This window comes from Actinomadura physcomitrii, assembly GCF_008923205.2.
Taxonomy (GTDB): Bacteria; Actinomycetota; Actinomycetes; order Streptosporangiales; family Streptosporangiaceae; genus Spirillospora; species Spirillospora physcomitrii.
The window spans coordinates 195,109-214,829 of the sequence record NZ_WBMS02000008.1 but is presented as its reverse complement, the minus strand read 5'-3'; the positions used below and the strand labels follow the sequence as shown (position 1 = coordinate 214,829).

Genomic DNA, 19,721 nt, shown 5'->3' with positions numbered 1-19,721 from the left:
CCGGTGACGAACGAAACGGCGAACGGCACCGATGCCCTGGTCATCGCCGGCGAGGAGATCGGCTCCCGGCTGATCATGGGCACCGGCGGCGCGCCCAGCATGCACGTGCTGCGCGAGGCGCTGACCGCGTCGGGGACGGCGCTCACCACGGTCGCGATGCGGCGGGTCGACCCGTCGGCGCGCGGCTCGGTACTGGACGTGCTGACCGAGTGCGGCATCCGGGTGCTGCCGAACACCGCGGGCTGCTTCACCGCGGGCGAGGCCGTGCTGACCGCGAAGATGGCGCGCGAGGCGCTCGGCACGAACTGGGTGAAACTCGAGGTGATCGCGGACGAGCGGACGCTGCTGCCCGACCCGATCGAGCTGGTCGAGGCCGCCGAGCAGCTCGTCGACGACGGCTTCGTCGTGCTGCCCTACACCAGCGACGACCCCGTCCTCGCGCACCGGCTGGAGCGGCTCGGCTGCGCGGCGGTCATGCCGCTCGGGTCGCCGATCGGGTCGGGGCTCGGCATCCGCAACCCGCACAACATCGAGCTGATCGTCGAGCGGGCCGGGGTCCCGGTGATCCTGGACGCGGGGCTCGGCACCGCGTCCGACGCCGCGCTGGCGATGGAGCTCGGCTGCGACGCGGTGCTGCTGGCGACCGCCGTCACCCGCGCGCAGGCGCCCGCCCGGATGGCGACCGCGATGCGGCACGCCGTCGAGGCGGGGCGGCTCGCCCGGCTGGCCGGCCGCATCCCCAAGCGCCGCTACGCCCAGGCGTCCTCGCCGTTCGAGGGCCTCGCGTCCTCCTGACCCGAGATTGAAGCACAGCTAAAGCTTCGACTGAAGAAATATTCGCTGGACCTGAACGGTAGGCGTCCCCAGACTGGGGGACGTCCGCCGGAAGGGCCGCCCGCAACCGCGCCGCACCCTTCGGTGTTCATGGAAACGACCCGAACCTAAGGTGCGTCACATGCAACAGGGCAGTGTCTCCCGAAGCGGTGCCCGGCGAACGGGCGTCGACCGGCTCGCCGTCGCGGCCGCGGCCGTCACGGTGGTGCTGTGGGCCTCGGCGTTCGTCTCGATCCGCAGCGCCGGCGCGGAGTACGGCCCCGGCGCCCTCGCGCTCGGCCGGCTCCTGTCCGGCACCGTCGTGCTCGCCGCGATCTGCCTCGTCCGCCGCGAGGGCCTGCCGCCGAAGGGCGCCTGGCCCGGCATCGCCGCGGCGGGCGTGCTGTGGTTCGGCGCCTACATGGTCGCGCTGAACTGGGGCGAGCGCCTCGTGGACGCCGGCACCGCGTCCCTCGTCGTCAACATCGGCCCGATCCTCATCGCGCTGCTCGGCGGCTGGCTGCTCAAGGAGGGCTTCGCGCCGCGGCTGCTGGCCGGCATGGCCGTGTCGTTCGCGGGCGCCGCGATCGTCGGGCTGTCGATGTCCGGCGGCGGGGGCTCGTCGGTCGGCGGCGTGCTGCTGTGCGTCGCCGCCGCGGTGACGTACGCGTTCGGCGTCGTCAGCCAGAAGCCCGCGCTCCGGCACGCGAGCCCGCTGCAGTTCACCACCTGGGCCTGCGCGATCGGCGCGGTCGTGTGCCTGCCGTTCGCCCCGCAGCTGGTCTCGCAGGCCGCGGACGCCCCGGCCGGCGCGACCCTCAACATGGTCTACCTCGGCGTCTTCCCGACCGCGATCGCCTTCACCACCTGGGGCTACGCGCTGGCCCGCACGTCCGCCGGGAAGATGGGCGCCACCACCTACGCCGTCCCCGCGCTCGTGGTCACGATGTCGTGGCTGTTCCTCGACGAGGTGCCCGGCCTGATCACGCTCGGCGGCGGCGTCCTGTGCCTCGCCGGCGTCGCGGTGTCCCGCAGCACCCGCGGCCTGCGCCGCGCCCGCCCGGCCGCCCCCGCGGCCGCGCCCGGGCCGCGGCTCATCGATGCTCATACTCACGACTGATGAGAACTTCCGTCATTCGCCCGTAAACTCGCACCGATGGACACGTCGGTTGCTGATCCACTCGTCGGGCAGGTGCTCGACGGGCGCTACCGCATTGAGTCCCGGATCGCGCGCGGCGGCATGGCCACCGTGTACGTGGCCCGCGACCTCCGGCTGGACCGCACGATCGCGATCAAGGTGATGCACGCCGGGCTCGCCTCCGACGAGGACTTCGTCGCCCGCTTCATCGGCGAGGCCAAGGCCGCCGCGGCGCTCTCCCACCCCAACGTCGTCGCCGTGTACGACCAGCGCTCCGACGGCGAGCACGTCTTCCTGGTGATGGAGTACGTCCCGGGCCGCACCCTCCGCGACGCCCTCACCGAGCTCGGCCGGCTCGGCCCGCGCGCCGCCCTGGAGATCATGCAGCCGGTGCTGGCCGCGCTCGGCGCCGCGCACCGGGCCGGCCTCGTGCACCGCGACGTCAAGCCGGAGAACGTGCTGATCTGCGAGGACGGCACCATCAAGGTCGCCGACTTCGGCCTCGCCCGGGCCGAGAGCGCGAGCAAGATGACCAAGACCGGCATGATCATCGGGACGGTCGGCTACCTCGCGCCCGAGCAGGTGCTGCAGGGCACCGCGGACGTCCGCTCCGACGTCTACGCCGCCGGGATCATGCTGTTCGAGCTGCTCACCGGCCACCTCCCCCACCAGGCCGACACGCCCCTCGCCGTCGCCTACAAGCACGTCAACGAGGTCGTCCCGGCGCCGTCCGGCGTCGTGCCCGGCATCCCGCGGCGCGTCGACGAGCTGGTCACCGACGCCACCGCCCACGATCCGGCGCGCCGCCCCGCGGACGCCGGCCAGTACCTCGCCGAGGTCGCCGAGGTCTTCGGCGGCCTGCCGCGCGACTTCGACCGCCGCATGGAGGAGGCGTCCCGCAACACCACCAGCGTGCTGGAGACGCCGCCCGCCGCGCCGCCGCAGGGGCACACCGCCGTCCTCGACCCGAGGAGCGTGCCGGCCGAGACGCTCCCGGCCGGGTACGCGCCGCGCTCGCGCACCGACCGGGCGCTCGGCGCGCTCACCGGCAAGTACGTGCTGATCGCCATCGGCGCCATCGCCGCCGTGGTGCTCGGCTGGGCCGTCTGGTACCAGACGTCCGGCCAGTACGACCACATCCCCTCCCAGATCATCGGGATGAAGGTCGCCGACGCCCAGCGCGAGCTCGACCGCGCGGGCCTCGACGTCCGCGTCGCCACCGCCGTCTACGACGACCACGTCCACAAGGGCATGGTCGCCAAGAGCGACCCGCCCGCCGGCGCCCGCATCGCCAAGGGCGAGACCGTCACGCTCACCCCGTCGAAGGGCATCACCCCCCGCGAGATCCCGGACGTGTCCGGCAAGACCCTCGACGACGCCAGGAAGACCCTGCAGAGCAAGGGCTTCACCGTCGGCAAGACCAGCACGACGCCGTCCCAGACGGTCCCCAAGGACAAGGTCGTCGGCACCGACCCCGACGCGGGCGAGAAGCTGTCCCCCGACAAGCCGGTCGACGTCGTCCTCAGCAGCGGCATGTCCATGCCCAACGTCGTCGGCAAGGACGGCGACACCGCCGCCAACCAGCTGCGCTCCATGGGCCTCAACGTCACCGTCCAGAAGAAGAAGGTCGACGGCAAGCCCGCGAACACCGTCATCAGCCAGGACCCGGCGGAGGGCACCGGCGTGTCCGGCGGCGACGACGTCACCATCGTCGTCAACAAGCGCGACTGCATCGTGGACGCGGGCCCGATCCACTTCGGCTGCAACGACGGCGAGCCCCAGCAGAACATCCCCGTCCCGAACGTGACCGGCCGCAAGGTCGGCGACGCCAAGAAGGCCCTCGAGGACTCCGGCTTCAACGTCAACGTCACCGGTTTCGGCGGGAACACGGTCCGGTTCCAGAGCCCGAACAGCGGCGAGGCCCCGCGCGGCTCCACCGTCACGCTGGTCAGGGGCCCCTGACCGGGTCCGGACTGTCGGCCCCGGCGGCTAGGCTGAACGGGCTATGACCGCACCGCAGAGCCCCATCGGGGCGCATGTTCCCGTGGCCGGCGGGCTCGCCACCGGCGGCCTGAAGTACGCCGCCGAGATCGGCGCCGAGGCGATCCAGGTCTTCGTCGCCAACCCGCGCGGCTGGGCGCTGCCCGAGGGCAGGCCCGCCGAGGACGCCAAGCTCCTCGAGCGCACCGACGTGCCCGTCTACGTGCACGCCCCGTACCTGGTCAACTTCGGCTCGCCCACCGAGGAGACCCTCGCCAAGTCGATCGCGACCGTCCGGCACTCCCTCGTCCGCGGCCGCGCGATCGGCGCCCGCGGCGTGGTCGTCCACACCGGCTCCGCCGTCAGCCAGAGCTACGACGCGGCGATGGCGCAGGTCCGTGACCACGTGCTCCCCCTGCTGGAGGAGATCCCCGACGACGGCCCCGACCTGCTCCTGGAGCCGATGGCCGGGCAGGGCAGAATGCTGTGCGCCAAGGTGCAGGACCTCGGCCCGTTCTTCGAGCGCCTCGAGCACCACCCGAAGCTCGGCGTGTGCTTCGACACCTGCCACGCGTTCGCCGCCGGCCACGACCTCGCCGCGCCGGGCGGCGTCAAGGACGCCATGGACGCCCTGGTCGCCACCGTCGGCGAGGGCCGCCTCAAGCTCGTCCACGCCAACGACTCCAAGGACGTCTGCGGCTCCGCCAAGGACCGCCACGAGAACATCGGCGCGGGCCGGATCGGCGAGCAGCCCTTCGCCGACCTGTTCCGCCACCCCGCCGCGACCGGCGTCCCCTTCATCATCGAGACTCCAGGCCGCGCCCCCGAACCCCACGCCAAGGACATCACCACCCTCAAGTCCCTGAGAGCCGCCTAGAAGGCGACCCGAGCCGGGGCATCAGCTCCCACGGACCGCAAGATGATCGTCCGTAGGCTGAAGTAGCGGCGACCGGAACGTTGCGATCGCGTGCGAAGCCAGATTCGAGCGAAGCAAGAATCTGATCGCGCAGCGAGCCCCCAGGGCGAGTCGGAGCGATGCTGCGATCGCCGCTTTGCCCGCCGAAGGGAAGGCCGTCCGGCGGCCTGACCGCCAAGGGCAAAGCAATGAATAAGGACTCGGGCGTCGCCGAACAACCCCCCGACTGTTCGACGACGCCCGAGCCACAGGTCGTCGGGTCCCACCCCCCCGGTACGGGACCCGGCGACTCACGATCCGGCGTTCGCCGGATCTCCGGGTTTGCTGTTGTGGGAGGTTTCGCGGTGGTGGACGGGGTATCCGTCCGGTCCGTCCGCCCGCTCCTCCGAAGCGGTGTGGCGTGTGGTGCCACTGAGAACACTAGAGGTCCAATGCCTCCGATCGGCACCCGGGAAACACAAGGCTCGGTAAACGGTTAGTAGTCAGAGCTGTGCGGAGTGTAGTCGCACGGTGAGCGGTCGGTTTCGCGGGACGAGCGGCCGGGCCGGCGTCCAGGAACGGTCCAACGGCGGTGAGCGGTCGAGCGGGGTTCGCGGCGCGGTGGTGCGTCCGGTTCGCCGGGTTCTCAGCGGACGGGGGCGGGGTCCGGCAGGTGCAGCCGGGCCATGGCGGCGTCGGCGCGGCGCGGGGCGCGGCGGCGGGTGAGCAGCGACACCGCGATCATGACGGTGAAGGCGGCGGGGGCGACGACGAGGGCGGGCTGGGCGAGCAGCACCGCCGTCCAGCCGGTGCCGGGGCCGGAGACGAGCCGGGCGACGCCGGCGGCGGCGGCGAGCCCGCCGCCGCCGAGCAGGCCGGCGAGGGCGCCGGCGGAGGTGAGTCCCCGCCACCAGATGCCGAGGAGGAGCAGCGGGCACAGCGAGCACGCCGAGACGCACAGGGCCATGACGACGAGGTCGGTGGAGTCGCGGGGCCCGATGGCGGGCAGGACGGCGAGCGGGGCGGCGAGGGCGAGCACGACGCCGATCCGGAACGCGGCGACGCCGTCGCGGTGCCGCATCCGCTGGGTGACGGTGCCGGCGATGGCGACGACGAGCCCGCAGGAGGTGGAGATGAACGCGGCGAACGCGCCGGCGGCGACGACGCCGGTCATCAGCGTGCCGGGCAGGCCGGGGGCGGCCCTGAGCGGGAGCAGCAGGACGGTGGCGTCGATGTCGCCGGTCATCGGCAGTTCGGGGGTGTAGAGGCGGCCGAGCGTGCCGTAGAGGGCCGGGAAAACGTAGAAGAGGGCGAGCAGGCCGGGGACGAGCGCGGCTGTGCGGCGGGCGCTGCGTCCGGAGGTGCTGGTGTAGAAGCGCATCAGGATGTGGGGCAGGCCCATCGTCCCGAGGAGGATGCCGAGCAGCGTCGAGTACGTGGTGTAGAGGCCGTGTCCGGTGGGGCGGCCGAAGTGGGCGGCCCACATCCCGTCGTCGGGCGCGGGGAGGCGTTCGGCGCACGGGACGTCGGCGCCGGGCGGGAACACGAGTTCGGCGCCGCCGCCGACGGTGTGCCGGCCGGGGGTCAAGGGCACGGCGGCACGGTCGTGGCGGACGCCGTCGAGCCGTCCCGTGGCGGTGACGGTGACGGCGTGCCGGACGGTCATGGCGACGCCCGTCTCCACGTGGAGGCGGGTGGTGCGCTCGAAGCGCGCGGGCCGGTCCCCGGCGGAGGCGCCGTCGCCGCCGGCGTGCCAGATCGCGAGCAGCGCGACGGCGGGCACGGCGACGGCTCCGAGCTTGATCCAGAACTGGACGGCCTGGACGGCGGTGATGCCGCGCATGCCGCCGGACGCGACGAGGGCGACCGCGACGACGACGATCACGGCCCAGCCCGTCCAGACGGGGGCGCCGGTCAGCACCCGCAGCGCCACCCCGGCGCCCTGGAGCTGCGGGAGCAGGTAGAACCAGCCGACGCAGCAGACGCAGCAGGTGACGGCGCGGCGGACGGCGCGGGAGCCGAGCCGCCACTCGGCGAAGTCGGAGACCGTGTAGGCGCCGGAGCGGCGCAGCGGGGCGGTCACGAACGCCAGCAGCAGGACGTATCCGGCGGTGGCGCCGACCGGCAGCCACAGCGTGCCGGTGCCGTAGGCGAGGACGAACCCGGCGGTGCCGAGGTAGGCGGCGGCGGACACGTACTCGCCGCCGATCGCGGTGGCGTTGCGGAGGGGGGTGACGCCCCGGGAGGCGACCAGGAAGTCGGAGGTGGTCCGGGCGGAGCGGCGGCCGTGCAGGCCGAGGGCCGCGTTCAGCGCCAGGACCGCGGCCAGCGCGGCGAGCGCGGCCGGCGCCGCCGGGGCGGTCACGAACGGCCCGGCGGTGCCGGATGGTCGCGTTCGGCGCGTTCGGCACGGCGGAGCTGCGCGAGGGCGGCGAGCACCCACAGCGGCTGGACGCCGAGGACCGGCAGCAGCCATCCCGCCGGCAGGCCGAGCAGCCGGAGCCCGCGCAGGCCCGGAGTGAGGGCGAGCAGGGCCGGGACGGCCGCGATGACCCCGAGGACGATCGCGGCGGTCTGCAGCGCGATCCGCAACTGGACGCGGACGAGGGCCCGCACGTCGGCCCGCCCGGCCGGTGCGTCGGCCCCGTCCCGCCGGGCCGGTGCATCGGTCCCATCCCGCTCGGCCGGCGCCGGCGCCGGCACGGTCCCGGGTGCTGTGGGCGGGCCGGTATCGGAGGGCAAGCCGGATGCGGAGTGGCCGCCGGCGGGTTCGGACGGCATCGCGGGCGCGCCGTCGCCCGGCGGCGCGGGGAGCGGCGCCCGCCGCGGGTCAGCCATGGCCGCCGCCGTCCCCCGCGCCGTCGGCCGCGTGGTGGAACCGGCGGACCAGCAGGTCGCGGACCTCGCGGGTGTGCCGGCGGCTCACCGGCAGCAGCGCGTCGCCGATCTGCACCGCGGCGCGCCCGCCGTCGAAGCGCAGCTCGGTGATGTGCGCGGACGCGACGAGGGTGCTGCGGTGGATCCGGATGAACCCGGCGTCCTCCCACCGCTTCGTCAGCGCCGTCAGCGGCATCCGCACCAGGTAGCCGCCGTCGGCGGTGTGCAGCCGGACGTAGTCGCCCTGCGCCTCCACGTGGGTGACGGTCCGCCGCGACACCAGCCGGGTGCGGCCGCCCAGCTCCACCGGGATCATCTCGTCGTCGGCGGACGCGTCGGGGACGTCCTCGCCCGGCGGGGCGGTCCGCGACACGGCTCGCTCGACCCGCCGGACGGCCTCGGCGAGCCGTTCCGGCCGGACCGGTTTGAGCAGGTAGTCGAGCGCGCCGAGCTCGTAGGCGGTGACGGCGCAGTCGTCGTGCGCGGTGACGAACACGACGTGCGGGGGCGCGGCGAAGCCGGTCAGCAGCCGGGTGAAGTCCAGGCCGTCGAGCCCGGGCATCCGGATGTCCAGGAACACCGCGTCCAGGCGCTCGCCCTCGACGAGCATCCGGCTGAGGTCGCGCAGCGCGGACGAGGCGTCCTCCGCGCCGGTGACCCGCCCGATCCTCGGGTCCGCGCGGAGCAGATGGATCAGTTCCTCCAGGGCGGGGCGTTCATCGTCGACGGCCAGGACGTGAAGCATGATGGCGACTTTGCCGCGATTACCGTCTGTCCGCAATCGATTCCAAAAAGTGAGTGCCCGGCCTGGGCGGGCCGGTCAGTCCGGAAAGACGCCCGGACGGTACTTCGGGACGCGCAATCTGACCCTGGTTCCGGCGCCGAGCGCTGTCTCGACGGTCAGCCCGTACTCCTCTCCGTAGACCTGGCGCATCCGCTCGTCGACATTGGCGAGCCCGATCCCGCCGCCGCGCCGGTCGGGGGTGGCGACGCTCCCCCATCCGGTCGGGCCGGGGCGGCCGACCGGCGCGGCGAGGATCTCCTGGAGCCGCTCGGGGTCCATGCCGACGCCGTCGTCCTCCACGCTGATCGCGGCCTCGGCGCCGGAGTCGCGCGCCACGATCGAGATGTGCAGCGGGCCGCGGGTGCCCTTCATGCCGTGCCGGATCGCGTTCTCCACCAGCGGCTGCAGGGCGAGGAACGGGACGGCGACCGGCAGCACCTCGGGCGCCACCTGCACGTCGAACCGGAGCCGCTCGCCGAACCTCGCCCGCTCCAGCAGCAGGTACCGGTCGATGGAGCGCAGCTCGTCGGCGAGGGTGGTGAAGTCGCGGGGGTTGCGGAAGGAGTAGCGGGCGAAGTCGGCGAAGTCCAGCAGCAGGCCGCGGGCCCGCTCGGGGTCGGTGCGGACGAACGAGGCGATGGTGGTCAGCGAGTTGTAGACGAAGTGGGGGGAGATCTGCGCGCGCAGCGCCCGCATCTCGGCCTCGGCGAGCCGGATCCGGGCGGTGTCGAACCGGGCCAGCTCGAGCTGGCCGGTGACGAGCCGGGCCGCCTCGCCGACGGCGCGGACGCGCGCGGTGGACGGACCGGTCCAGTAGGCGGCGAGGGTCGCCTCGACGCGTCCTTCGACGGTGAGCGGCGCGACCATGGCGACCCGGATGCGGCAGAGGGCGTCGCGGCAGCCGAGCAGCTCGGGGACGATCACGCGGGGGCGGCCGGAGGCGAGGACGGGCAGCGCGTGCGCGACGGCGTCGCCGGCGTGCTCGTCGCGTCCGGCGCCGTCCCAGGCCAGCAGCCGCGGGGCCGGGTCGCCCGCGGGCGGCGGGTCTCCGGCGTCCTCGTCCGCATGCGGGCCGGCGGGGCGGGGGCCGCCGGCGAGCGCGTCGTCGCCGTGGGGTTCGTCCCAGGGGTCGCCGCCGGCCGGGACGCCGACGAGCGCGACGGCCTCGGCGCCGAGAAGCGCGCGCAGGTGCCGGGCGGCCTTGCGGGCCGACGCGGGGGTCAGCCCGCCGCGCAGCGGCGGCGCCACCCGGGCGACGGTGTGCAGGGTCGCGAACGCCGCCTGCTCCGCCGGGGCGGCGGGGGCGCGGCGCGGGAGCCGCAGCCGCCCGCGCAGTGCGGCGGCGCCCGCGGCGGCGCCCGCGGCCAGGGCGCCCGCGAGAATGTCCGCGACGGACGGTAGGACCATGACAACGTACGGTAACGTCTGTCTTCCGCCGAGGTCGGTGTGTTGCCGATTTACGACGGTGTCCGACCCATCGCACCGCGCGGAGCGCACCGCCCGGAGGCCGCCGCCGCTCAGAGGGGCGGTGCCTCGCCCTCGTCCTCCTGATAGGAGTACCGCTGCTCGGACCAGGGGTCGGCGACGTTGTGGTAGCCGCGCTCCTCCCAGAACCCGCGGCGGTCCTTCACCAGGTACTCCACGCCCCGGACCCACTTCACGCTCTTCCACGCGTACAGGTGCGGGACGACGATCCGGGTCGGGAAGCCGTGGTCGGGGCTGAGCCGCTCCCCGTCGTGGTGGGTGGCGAACATCGTCCCGTCGGCGAGGAAGTCGCTCATCCGGATGTTGGCGCTGTAGCCGTACTCCGCCCACACCATCACGTGCGTGACGTCCGGCGCAGGCGGCGCCAGCTCCACGATCGCCGTGCCGGGGACGCCCTCCCACTCGTTGCCGGGGATCGTGAACTTGGTGACGCAGTGGAAGTCGGAGACCGCGCGCACCCGCGGCAGCGCGTCGAACTCCTCCCAGCTCCACCGGTGCTGCTCGCCCGACGCGGTCGCGCCGAAGACCCGGAAATCCCAGTCCTTGGGACGGAACTTGGGGACGGGGCCGTAGTGGAGGACCGGCCAGCCGCGCGGGACGTACTGGCCGGGCGGCAGGTCCCGCGGCTGCGGCGCGGACGCTTCGGGGTGGGACATGACGCCGCCATCCTGCCACCAGGCGTGAGCTGAGCCATATTCGGGGGCCTTGCGGGATTCGGCGGCGCGCATCGGCTACCCTGATGCCGTGCGCAACACCGTGTATTTCTTCTGGTTCGACCAGCCCGGGCGGCTGGTCTGCCAGGCGTTGCGCTGACAGACCACAAGGCGAGAGCCCCGGGCCCCATCGGCCCGGGGCTCTCGTCGTTTCCAGGGGGTCGTCCGCGGGATCCGGCCCGGATCCGCGCGCGGTCCGCGTGATGAGGAGAGGCAGCACACCCATGGTCGTCGTCATGGCCCCGGAGGCCACCGAAGCCGATATCAAGGCCGTCGTCTCACTGGTCGAGACGGCGGGAGGCGACGCGTTCGTCAGCCGGGGCGTGGAACGCACCATCGTCGGGCTCGTCGGCGACGTCCAGCAGTTCGGCACGCTGAACCTGCGCGGGATGCGCGGCGTCACCGACGTGGTGCGCATCTCGGCCCCCTTCAAGCTGGTGAGCCGCGAGCACCACCCCGAGCGCACGGTGGTGCGGGTGGGCGGCGTGCCGATCGGCCCCGGCACGATGACGCTGATCGCCGGCCCGTGCGCGGTCGAGACCCCGGAGCAGACGCTCGGCGCCGCGCAGATGGCGCAGGCGGCGGGCGCGACGCTGCTGCGCGGCGGCGCGTTCAAGCCCCGCACGTCGCCGTACGCGTTCCAGGGCCTCGGCGAGGCCGGCCTGCGCATCCTCGCGGACGTGCGGGAGGAGACGGGCATGCCGATCGTCACCGAGGTGGTGGACGCCGGCGACGTGGAGCTCGTCGCGTCCTACGCCGACATGCTGCAGATCGGCACCCGCAACGCGCAGAACTTCGCGCTGCTGCAGGCCGCGGGAGAGTCCGGCAAGCCGGTCATGCTGAAGCGCGGCATGAACGGGACGATCGAGGAGTGGCTGATGGCCGCCGAGTACGTCGCGCAGCGCGGCAACCTCGACATCGTGCTGTGCGAGCGCGGCATCCGCACGTTCGAGAACGCGACCCGCAACACCCTCGACATCTCCGCGGTCCCGGTGGCGCAGCGCCTCTCCCACCTGCCGGTGATCGTGGACCCGTCGCACTCGGGCGGCAGCCGCGACCTGGTGCTCCCGCTGACCCGCGCGGCCGTCGCGGTCGGCGCCGACGGCGTGATCATCGACGTGCACCCGCACCCGGAGACCGCGCTGTGCGACGGCCCGCAGGCGCTCGTGGACGGCGACCTGCGCGAGCTCGCCAAGCTCGTGCGGGAGCTGCCGCCCATCGTCGGCCGCACCCTGACCGAGGCCCCCGGCCCCGTCCCCGCCTGACCCCTTCCCATTGACTTGTGGCGTGTCGTGGTTATGAGGCTCCTTTTAACCACGACACGCCACAAGTCAACGCGTGTTCGGGTGGCTGGCAGCGTCGCGGGCATGGCGTACTGGACCTCCTGCCTCGGGCCGCCCCGCTCCTGACGGGGCGCGGCCACGGCAGTCCCTGCGAGTCCTGACGGGCCCGGCGCGTTGGCGCCCGGTCCGCGTTCTCCTGCGCCCCGGATCCGGATCTCTCTTTCCCGATTCGAGCTCAGGAGCTTCTTCCCGTGTCTCTGCGCACGTCCAGAGCGTCCAGGCGGGCCTGCGCGCCCGCGAACCAGGCCGGTCCGCGCGCCCTCGGCGGCGCCGCCGACATCCTGCTCGCCGCGTCCCTGTGGGGCACGACCGGCACCGCCCGCACCTTCGCCCCCGGCGCGTCCAGCGTCTCCGTCGCCGCCGCCCGGATCGTCATCGGCGGGCTGCTGCTGCTCGCCCTCGCCGCCGCCACCCGCCGCGACGGCCTGCGCCGCCTCCTGCGCGGCCGGTCCCGCCTGGGGCCGCTCGCGGTGGGCGCCGTGGCGATCGCGGTGTACCAGGTCGCGTTCTTCGCCGCGGTCTCCCGCACCGGCGTGGCCGTCGGCACCGTCGAGCATCTCGGCGGGACCGCCCGCGCCGGCCTCGCCCTCCTCGCCGCCGGCCTCGCCGTGCTCGTCGTGCCCGTACGCCGTGCGCGAAAGCGCCGTCCCCGCGGTCACCAATTGGTCTGAACCACTCGCCAGATCGGGAGGCGGAGAGGATGATGTCCGGCATGACGACGGGCGATGGCGACGCCGGGGGACGACTGTTCCCGGAGGACCTGGACGGCGTCGACCCGGTCGCCGCCGTGATGCTGGCGGACGCCTGCCGCTCCCTCGCCGCCTACCCCGACCTGGTGGCGGTCGGCCCGCTGTTCACCGCGGCCGAGCGGGTCTCCGGCGGCTGGCAGGTCGTCTGCCCGCCGGACCCGCTGCCGCAGGGCGCCCGCGAGCTGCTCGCCGACCACCTCGACGACCGCGCCGCCCTGCTCGACGCGGTCGCCGCGGCCGAGTTCCGGCGGGCCGCCGGCGAGCTGCGGTCCGGGCCGCGCGACACCGTGACCGCGGCCGGCCGGCGGTTCGCGCTCGTCCGGGTCGAGCAGCTGGTGCGGACCGGCCCGGACGGCCCCGAGCCGCCCCGGCCGAGCGACCCCGACCCGCGCCCGGCGTCCGTCCCGGCCTCCTACCGGCGCCCCTACGACCTGCTGTCCGGCGAGGGCACCGGGTCCGACCTCGCCACCGCGGAGCTGCTCTGCCAGGTGCTGGACGCGGCGGCGGTCAGCGGGAGCGAGCCGTCCGGCGCGTTCCTCACGCCGGTCGCGCTGGCGCCCGCGTTCACCGTCGCCGAGCGCGGCCCCGCCGCGCCGGGCGCACCGTCCCGCGAGCGCCGCTGGCGCCCGGTCGGCCGCCTGCACGCGACCCCGCAGCAGGCCCGCGACTCGCTGATCGGCTACCTGCGGGACGTGGCGCCCGCCGTGGAGGCGCTCGGCGAGACCGACACCGCCGCGTACGTGGAGGCCGCCGAGGTGCTGGCGGACGAGCCGCGCCGCAACGGCATCGCGGTCGCGGGACGCCGCTTCCGGATCGTCCGCATAGAGCGCATCACCCTGCTGGGCCCGGACGGCCCCGAACCACCGCGTCCCACCGACTTCGACAGCCGCTGAATCCGTATCGCCGCGTTGAGGTCGGCGCCCGCTGAGGCCACGGGCGTATGTCTGACCGTCAGGCGGCTGAGGCCGGGCAGGCCCTCTCAGGACGCGGATACGTCTCCGTAGACGGGGCGGTGCTCCTGGACGGAGTCGGCGAGCTGGTCGGCGAGCTCGCCGACGTCGAGGCGCTTCTCGATCTGCCGCAGGTCGTCGATCTTGGCGCGGGTCTCGGCGCGGCGCGGCGCGAGCATGGTGCAGCAGTCCTCGTCGGGCAGCTCGGAGATCGACAGCGTGCGGACGCGGCGCGCCTGGTCCATGATCTCGATCTTGTCCATGCCGACGAGGGGGCGCAGGATGGGCAGCTCGACGGCGTCGTCCAGCGCGGTGATGTTCGCCAGGGTCTGGCTGGACACCTGGCCGAGCGCGTCGCCGGTGATCAGCGCCGAGCCGCGCAGGCGGCGGGCGAGGACCTCGCCGGTGCGCAGCATGAGGCGGCGCTGCGCGATCACCGCGAGCCGGTCGGCGCCGGACGACTTGATCTGCTGCTGCGCCTTGCCGAACGGCACGACGAACAGCCGCGACCCGCCCTGGAACTTGTCCAGCTCGCGGACCAGCGCGTACGCCTTGTAGATCGACTCGGGGCCGGTGAACGGCATGCCGGAGAAGTGCAGGTAGTCGACGCGCAGGCCGCGGCGCATCATCCGGTACGCGGCGACGGGCGAGTCGATGCCGCCGGACATCAGCACGAGGCCGCGGCCGGACATCCCGACGGGCAGGCCGCCCTGGCCGGGCAGGCCGCCGGAGTAGACGAACACCTCGTCCCGGTCGACCTCGATCGACAGGGTGTGCGCGGGGTCCTTGAGCCGGACGGGCTGGCCGTAGCGGCCCGCGACGAGCGCGCCGATGTGCCGGTCGAGTTCGGTGGAGGTCATCGGGAACCGCTTGTCGCGGCGCCGGGACCGGACGGCGAAGGTGCCGGTGCGGCCGTCCATGAGCTCGAGGGCGGCGCGCTCGACGCTGGCGAGGTCCTTGCCGACCCGCCAGGCGCGGTGCGCCCACACGATGCCCATGACGTCGGTGATCCGCTGCGCGACCCGCTCCATGGTGGCGAGGTCGGCTTCGTGCTTGCGCACGATGAACACCCCGTGCCGGCGGATCACGTCGACGCGGGCGATGGGGCGGACGGCCTGCCGGACGTTGTCGGCGAGGCGGCGCTCGAACAGCTCGCGGTTCTTGCCCTTGAGGACGACCTCGCCGAGCTTCAGCAGCACGCACGGCTCCCCGTCGACCGGGGACTGCTCCCGGACGTCCGCGGGCGCGGTCTCGAGCGTGGTCATGCGTAATCCTCCCGGCGGGAACAGGTCAAGGGGTGGTCCCAGTGTGGCCCACTGAACCCAACATCGCGACCCGGAAAAGGTGTTCCCGCCGGGAGTGGCCGGTTCAGCCGAAGAAGACCTCGGCCTCGGCGTAGCGCTCGAGCGGGACGGTCTTCAGCTCCTTGGTCGCCTCGTCGAGGCCGACGCGGACGATGTCGGTGCCCTGGAGCGCGACCATCTTGCCGTAGTCGCCGTCGCGGACGGCGTCGATGGCCTGCAGGCCGAAGCGGGTGGCGAGGACGCGGTCGAACGCGGTGGGGGTGCCGCCGCGCTGGATGTGCCCGAGCACGGTGGCGCGGGCCTCCTTGCCGGTGCGCTTCTCGATCTCGTCGGCGAGGGCCTGGCCGATGCCGCCGAGCCGGACGTGCCCGAACGCGTCGCGCTCACCGGTCTGCAGCTGCATCTGCCCGTCCATCGGGTGGGCACCCTCGGACACGACGATGATCGGCGCGTAGCGGGTCTTGAACCGGCTCTCGACGTACTCGACGACCTTGTCGATGTCGAACGGCCGCTCGGGGATCAGGATGACGTTGGCGCCGGCGGCCATGCCGACGTGCAGCGCGATCCAGCCCGCGTGCCGGCCCATGACCTCGCAGATCAGCGCGCGGTGGTGGCTCTCGGCGGTGGTGTGCAGCCGGTCGACGGCCTCCATGCCGATGTTCACCGCGGTGTCGAACCCGAAGGTGTAGTCGGTGGCGTTGAGGTCGTTGTCGATCGTCTTCGGGACGCCGACGACGTTGACGCCGTTGGCGTAGAGCTCGCGCGCGACGCCGAGGGTGTCCTCGCCGCCGATGGCGATCAGGGCGTCGACGCCGAGCCCGGCGAGGTTGTCCTTGATCCGCTCGACGCCGCCCTCGACCTTGACCGGGTTGGTCCGGGACGAGCCGAGGATCGTGCCGCCGCGGGGCAGGATCCCGCGGACGGCCTGCACGTCGAGGGCGACGGTGTCGCCTTCGAGGGGCCCGCGCCAGCCGGCCCGGAAGCCGACGAACTCGTAGCCGAAGACCTGCACGCCCTTGCGGACGACCGCGCGGATGACCGCGTTCAGGCCGGGGCAGTCCCCACCGCCGGTGAGCACTCCGACTCGCATGCCGTCTCCTTCTCCCGCCACCGGGCTCCCTCCTCGGTTCACATGGCCAGACTAGTAGTCAGGGCATGGCTACGCAGGGCATTCGCCGGGCGTCCCGGCGCGCCGTCATTGGTCTAGACCATAGCCTCCGGGGGCGTCCCGCGGCAGGCCGTCCGGCGGGACGCCCGCGCCTTTCCGGCGGCAGCCCGCGTCAGCGCGCCGGCCCCCGAGAATCCGGACCCTTCCCCGGAAGAGCACCCCCACGCCCCCCGGGGACGCGCCGCACCGCCGCCCGGCGACGGCGCGGCGGCGACGCGCCGTCGTAGGCCCAGCCGACCTCCGCCGCCGCAGCCGCTCCCCCCGCAGCCGCTCCCGCCGCACGAGGCGCCGCCACCGCAGGACGACGACGAGCACACCGACGCCGTCGATGAGCACGACGGGCCCGAGTATCCGCCGGACGCCGCCGCGACCCCGGTCATCTCCAGGTACCGGCCGAGCCCGGCGCTCTGCGCGAACACCGCGTCGAAGGCCATCAGCGCGGCCGTGCCGAACAGCGCGACGGCCAGCAGCGCGATGCCGACCAGCAGGTGCGCCGCGAGGAACCCCAGGGCCGGACTCCAGACCTCGTCCACGGCGTGCTCCCGTCCCGATGCGCGCGTTCATCGGATCGGACGCGGGCGGCGCCGCACCGGTTCGGCCCGGTTCGCTACTCCTCGTCCAGGCCCTTCTCGATGGCGTAGCGGACCAGCTCGACGCGGTTGTGGAGCTGGAGCTTGCCGAGGGTGTTCTGCACGTGGTTCTGCACCGTGCGGTGCGACAGGACGAGCCGCTCGGCGATCTGCTTGTACGTCAGGCCCTTGGCGACGAGCCGCAGCACCTCGGTCTCGCGGTCGGTGAGCCGGGGCGCGTCGTCGTCCTCGCGGGCGGGCGCGGCGGCGAGCCTGCGGTACTCGCCGAGGACGAGCCCGGCGAGGCCCGGGGTGAACACCGCGTCGCCGGCGGCGGTGCGGCGGACCGCGTCCAGGAACTCCTCGCGCCCGGCGGACTTGAGCAGGTAGCCGGTGGCGCCCGCCTTCACCGCCTCCAGGACGTCCTGCTGCTCGCCGCTGGCCGACAGCACCAGCACCCGCACGGGCGGGTCGGCGGCGGCGAGGTGCCGGGTGACCTCGACGCCGCTGATGTCGGGCAGCTGCAGGTCGACCACGGCGACGCGGGGGCGCGCGGCGGCGGCGATGCGGACGGCGGCGCGCCCTTCCCCGGCGGTGGCGACGACCTCGTGCCCCGCCTCGGCGAGGTCGCGGGCGACGGCCTCGCGCCACATCGGATGGTCGTCGACGACCATGACCCTCAACGGAACCTCGCTCACGAACACACCCTAAACGCCGTCGGCTACCGCGGAACGGTCATCTCGATCTCGGTGCCCTCACCCGGGGCGGAGACGATGGAGACGGTGCCGCCGAGGTCGCGGACGCGGCCCCGGATGGACTGCGCGACGCCGAGCCGGCCCGACGCGGCGGCGGCGTCGAGGCGGCCGGGCGGCATGCCGGGGCCGTCGTCGCGGACGCTGACGGTGACCTCGCCGGGGCCGTCCTCCAGCAGCACCCAGGCGCGGGCGCCGTCGCCGCAGTGCCGCCGGACGTTGTCCAGCGCCGCCGCGACCGCCGCGGCGACCTCCTGGGCGGCGTGCTCGGGCAGCGGCACGGGCGTCGCGGGGGTCGACACGGTCACCGCCGCCGACGCCTGGCCGGTCAGCAGCTGCCGCAGGTCGGCCGCCGGTCCCGGGCCGGTGCCGGGACGCGGCGCGGGGACGCCGGCGGGGGCGGTACCGGAACCGGCCGCGGGGCCGGCGCCGATCAGCGCGCGCAGCGCCGCCTCCTGCTCCCCCGCGAGCCGGCCCAACTCGGCCGCCTCGCCGCCGGCCTCGCCGCCGCGCCGCTGCACCATCGCCAGCACCTGCAGGACCGAGTCGTGGATGCGGCGCGCCAGCCGCTCCCGCTCCCGGGTCGCCGCCTCCAGCTCCACGGCCCGGGCCAGCCGCGCCTCCGCCTCGCGCGCGAGCCGCACCACCTGCCCGACGACCAGCCCGGCGAGGAACAGCAGCACGATGCCGTTCAGCGTGGTGTTCCCGATCCCGCCGGCGGTCCCGGCGACGGCGTGGACGAGCAGGTTCGCGACGCCGAGGACGAGGGCGGCGGTGACGCCGAGCCGCCGCCCGCCCGCGACCGCCCAGGCGAGCACGGCCGCGGCGACCCACGACACCGGCAGCGTCGGGCGGCCCGCCGCGATGTGGTGGGCGGTCTCCACCCAGGCGGTCGCGAGGATGCACCCGAACGCGACGGCGAGGTCGGCGACCAGGAGCGGCCGGCCGCGCCGGGACGGGTCGCGGTACGCCAGCGTCGCGACGCCAGTCCAGACGGCCAGCACCGCGAGGACGGCCCAGCCGCCCAGCGGGTGCGCGTAGCCGCCGGAGTTCTTGCCGATCACGACGGCGGCGTAGACCAGCGCGAGCGCCCGGTACACCGCGACCGACCGCCACAGCGCCGCGTCCAGGCCGGCCGGGCCCCTGCCGGTGTCGTCCCGCACGGGCTCAGTCCTCGGTGAGGCCCTCGTCGCCGTCGTCGACGGGACGGACGGGCTTGCCGGCCATCTCGGCCTTGACCTCGGCGGCGTACCGGTCGACGTACTCCTGCCCGGACAGCTTCCGGATCGCCTGCATGATCTCGTCGGTGACCGTGCGGAGCACCTCGCGGTCGTCCTCGCGGCCGAAATAGCGGGAGAAGTCCATCGGCTCGCCGAACCGCACGCCGGGCCGGACGCCGAGCCGCGGGTACGGCTGCCCGGGCGGCATCAGCCTGAACGTGTTGATCATCGCCATCGGGATCACCGGGACGCGGGACTTCAGCGCGAGCCGCGCCACCCCGGTCTTGCCGCGGTACAGCTTCTCGTCCGGCGCCCGGGTGCCCTCGGGGTAGATGCCGAGCAGCTTGCCCTCGCCGAGGATCCGCAGGCCGGTCTGCAGCGCCGCGTCCGCCTCCGGACCGCCGGTGCGGTCGACCGGCACGACCCCGACGCCGGTGAAGAACCCCTTGCTGATCAGGCCCTTGATCCCCTTGCCGGTGAAGTACTCGCCCTTGCCGATGAAGAAGATCGGCCGCATCAGCGGCAGCGGGCCGAAGAAGTGGTCGGCGAACGACTGGTGGTTGCACGCCAGCAGCGCGGGGCCGCGCTTCGGGACGTTCCGCATGCCCCGGTTCCGCGGCCACCATGCTCCGTACATGATGGGTGAGAGCACGACCCTCAGCAGGATCCAGAACCAGAGCATGCAGACACCTTCCTCCGAGCCGCGTGCGCACGCGGCGCGCAAGACCGAGTCCCCGTCCGAGGGGGGTAATGATGGGACATCTTCGCATCCCGGCGGCCCTTCGCCCACACCACCGTCCCGCTGCCCGTGACCGGTCCGGCACACCCCGCGGCCGGATGAACGTAGGCTCTAACCGGAAATCTCAATCGGGTGCGCCCGGGGGCTTGTCCCGGGCGGCGCAGCGAATACCGTGGGACACACGTTTCGGGTCGTCCGGGAGTGCCGCCGCGCATCGCGGCGGGCGGCCGGGCGCACACCTC

Annotated in this window: 18 protein-coding genes; 7 read left to right on the top strand and 11 right to left on the bottom strand. The window is 74.1% G+C overall.

Features of this window, described 5'->3' with window-relative positions; translation table 11 throughout:
* The first annotated feature begins 3 nt into the window (after positions 1-3).
* The 4 genes from F8568_RS12830 (at position 4) to F8568_RS12815 (ending at position 4,808) form a co-directional block, all read left to right on the top strand.
* The gene (locus F8568_RS12830) at positions 4-795 is read left to right on the top strand and encodes a thiazole synthase (protein ID WP_328600848.1); all 792 of its coding nucleotides are present in this window, start codon (positions 4-6) and stop codon (positions 793-795) included.
* A gap of 160 nt (positions 796-955) precedes the next feature.
* The gene (locus tag F8568_RS12825; protein ID WP_151593749.1) at positions 956-1,933 is read left to right on the top strand and encodes a DMT family transporter; all 978 of its coding nucleotides are present in this window, start codon (positions 956-958) and stop codon (positions 1,931-1,933) included.
* 36 nt (positions 1,934-1,969) lie between these two features.
* A complete protein-coding gene (pknB, locus tag F8568_RS12820; protein ID WP_151593748.1) occupies positions 1,970-3,913 on the top strand; it encodes a Stk1 family PASTA domain-containing Ser/Thr kinase in 1,944 nt (647 codons plus the stop codon).
* Positions 3,914-3,956: 43 nt separating this feature from the next.
* Positions 3,957-4,808: a deoxyribonuclease IV gene (locus F8568_RS12815; RefSeq protein ID WP_151593747.1), complete on the top strand. Its 852-nt coding sequence runs from the start codon at positions 3,957-3,959 to the stop codon at positions 4,806-4,808.
* A gap of 664 nt (positions 4,809-5,472) precedes the next feature.
* Here F8568_RS12815 and F8568_RS12810 read toward each other — a convergent pair.
* The 5 genes from F8568_RS12810 to F8568_RS12790 all read right to left on the bottom strand — a co-directional run bounded on the left by F8568_RS12810 (position 5,473) and on the right by F8568_RS12790 (position 10,628).
* Entirely contained in the window at positions 5,473-7,191 is a 1,719-nt protein-coding gene (locus F8568_RS12810) for a sodium:solute symporter family transporter (RefSeq protein WP_202124848.1), read from the bottom strand.
* Positions 7,188-7,664, bottom strand: coding sequence for a hypothetical protein (locus F8568_RS12805; RefSeq protein ID WP_151593745.1), 477 nt, complete (start codon positions 7,662-7,664; stop codon positions 7,188-7,190). The genes F8568_RS12810 and F8568_RS12805 overlap by 4 nt, the downstream gene beginning before the upstream one ends.
* Positions 7,657-8,448: a LytR/AlgR family response regulator transcription factor gene (locus F8568_RS12800; protein WP_151593744.1), complete on the bottom strand. Its 792-nt coding sequence runs from the start codon at positions 8,446-8,448 to the stop codon at positions 7,657-7,659. The genes F8568_RS12805 and F8568_RS12800 overlap by 8 nt, the downstream gene beginning before the upstream one ends.
* A gap of 75 nt (positions 8,449-8,523) precedes the next feature.
* Positions 8,524-9,894, bottom strand: a complete 1,371-nt coding sequence (locus tag F8568_RS12795; protein WP_151593743.1) for a sensor histidine kinase — start codon at positions 9,892-9,894, stop codon at positions 8,524-8,526.
* A gap of 110 nt (positions 9,895-10,004) precedes the next feature.
* Positions 10,005-10,628 (bottom strand): sulfite oxidase-like oxidoreductase, encoded by a 624-nt coding sequence (locus F8568_RS12790; RefSeq protein ID WP_151593742.1) that lies wholly within the window; start codon positions 10,626-10,628, stop codon positions 10,005-10,007.
* 281 nt (positions 10,629-10,909) lie between these two features.
* Here F8568_RS12790 and aroF point away from each other — a divergent pair, with 281 nt between their 5' ends.
* The 3 genes from aroF to F8568_RS12775 all read left to right on the top strand — a co-directional run bounded on the left by aroF (position 10,910) and on the right by F8568_RS12775 (position 13,670).
* Complete coding sequence (aroF, locus tag F8568_RS12785; RefSeq protein ID WP_151593741.1) at positions 10,910-11,950, top strand: 3-deoxy-7-phosphoheptulonate synthase; 1,041 nt, start codon at positions 10,910-10,912, stop codon at positions 11,948-11,950.
* Positions 11,951-12,219: 269 nt separating this feature from the next.
* The gene (locus F8568_RS12780; protein ID WP_328600847.1) at positions 12,220-12,699 is read left to right on the top strand and encodes an EamA family transporter; all 480 of its coding nucleotides are present in this window, start codon (positions 12,220-12,222) and stop codon (positions 12,697-12,699) included.
* Positions 12,700-12,740: 41 nt separating this feature from the next.
* On the top strand, positions 12,741-13,670 hold the full coding sequence (locus F8568_RS12775; protein WP_151593740.1) for a DUF5954 family protein: 930 nt from the start codon (positions 12,741-12,743) through the stop codon (positions 13,668-13,670).
* Between the two features lie 86 nt (positions 13,671-13,756).
* Here the strand turns inward: F8568_RS12775 and thiI are convergent, their stop codons facing one another.
* The 6 genes from thiI to F8568_RS12745 all read right to left on the bottom strand — a co-directional run bounded on the left by thiI (position 13,757) and on the right by F8568_RS12745 (position 19,422).
* Positions 13,757-14,992 carry a tRNA uracil 4-sulfurtransferase ThiI gene (gene thiI, locus F8568_RS12770; RefSeq protein WP_151593739.1) on the bottom strand — a complete coding sequence of 412 codons (1,236 nt, stop codon included), beginning with the start codon at positions 14,990-14,992 and terminating at the stop codon, positions 13,757-13,759.
* A gap of 103 nt (positions 14,993-15,095) precedes the next feature.
* Entirely contained in the window at positions 15,096-16,121 is a 1,026-nt protein-coding gene (locus F8568_RS12765) for a 6-phosphofructokinase (RefSeq protein ID WP_151593738.1), read from the bottom strand.
* A gap of 113 nt (positions 16,122-16,234) precedes the next feature.
* A complete protein-coding gene (locus F8568_RS12760) occupies positions 16,235-16,732 on the bottom strand; it encodes a hypothetical protein (protein ID WP_151593737.1) in 498 nt (165 codons plus the stop codon).
* Positions 16,733-16,806: 74 nt separating this feature from the next.
* Positions 16,807-17,442: a response regulator gene (locus F8568_RS12755; protein WP_202124885.1), complete on the bottom strand. Its 636-nt coding sequence runs from the start codon at positions 17,440-17,442 to the stop codon at positions 16,807-16,809.
* 47 nt (positions 17,443-17,489) lie between these two features.
* Positions 17,490-18,683: a MacS family sensor histidine kinase gene (gene macS, locus F8568_RS12750; RefSeq protein ID WP_328600846.1), complete on the bottom strand. Its 1,194-nt coding sequence runs from the start codon at positions 18,681-18,683 to the stop codon at positions 17,490-17,492.
* A gap of 4 nt (positions 18,684-18,687) precedes the next feature.
* Positions 18,688-19,422 carry a lysophospholipid acyltransferase family protein gene (locus tag F8568_RS12745; RefSeq protein WP_151593735.1) on the bottom strand — a complete coding sequence of 245 codons (735 nt, stop codon included), beginning with the start codon at positions 19,420-19,422 and terminating at the stop codon, positions 18,688-18,690.
* Positions 19,423-19,721: the final 299 nt, after the last annotated feature.